A 947-nucleotide genomic window follows, 5' to 3' on the forward strand; every position below is an offset into this window, starting at 1 on the left:
AGTCTCCCACCTATCCTACACATGTAGGTTCAATGTTCAGTGCCAAGCTGTAGTAAAGGTTCACGGGGTCTTTCCGTCTAGCCGCGGGTACACAGCATCTTCACTGCGATTTCAATTTCACTGAGTCTCGGGTGGAGACAGCGTGGCCATGGTTACACCATTCGTGCAGGTCGGAACTTACCCGACAAGGAATTTCGCTACCTTAGGACCGTTATAGTTACGGCCGCCGTTTACCGGGGCTTCGATCAAGAGCTTCTCCGAAGATAACCCCATCAATTAACCTTCCGGCACCGGGCAGGTGTCACACCGTATACGTCATCTTGCGATTTTGCACAGTGCTGTGTTTTTAATAAACAGTCCCAGCCACCTGGTCACTGCGGCTCCAATCAGCTTAGAGAGCAAGTCTCATCACCAATCGGAGCGTACCTTCTCCCGAAGTTACGGTACGATTTTGCCTAGTTCCTTCACCCGAGTTCTCTCAAGCGCCTTAGTATTCTCTACCTGACCACCTGTGTCGGTTTGGGGTACGATTCGGTATAATCTGAAGCTTAGAGGCTTTTCCTGGAAGTATGGCATCAGCAACTTCATCACCTTAGTGACTCGTCTCGTGTCTCAGCCTAACAGCAACCCGGATTTACCTAAGTCACTAGCCTACTCACTTTCACATGGACTACCAACGCCATGCTTGCTTAGCCTGCTCCGTCCCCCCATCGCAATTATACCAAGTACGGAAATATTAATCCGTTTCCCATCGACTACGCCTTTCGGCCTCGCCTTAGGGGTCGACTTACCCTACCCTGATTAACATGGGATAGGAACCCTTGGTCTTCCGGCGTGCGGGTTTTTCACCCGCATTATCGTTACTCATGTCAGCATTCGCACTTCTGATACGTCCAGCATACCTCCCGGTACACCTTCAACCGCTTACAGAACGCTCCCCTACCACT

1 rRNA gene is annotated in these 947 nt (G+C 50.9%); it reads right to left on the reverse strand.

Annotation, left to right across the window (positions count from 1 at the left end):
- Positions 1–947, reverse strand: a 23S ribosomal RNA gene (locus tag ACMVDV_RS23295); the annotation flags it as partial.

The organism is Pseudoalteromonas sp. ASV78 (assembly GCF_047806705.1).
Classification (GTDB): Bacteria; Pseudomonadota; Gammaproteobacteria; order Enterobacterales; family Alteromonadaceae; genus Pseudoalteromonas; species Pseudoalteromonas prydzensis_A.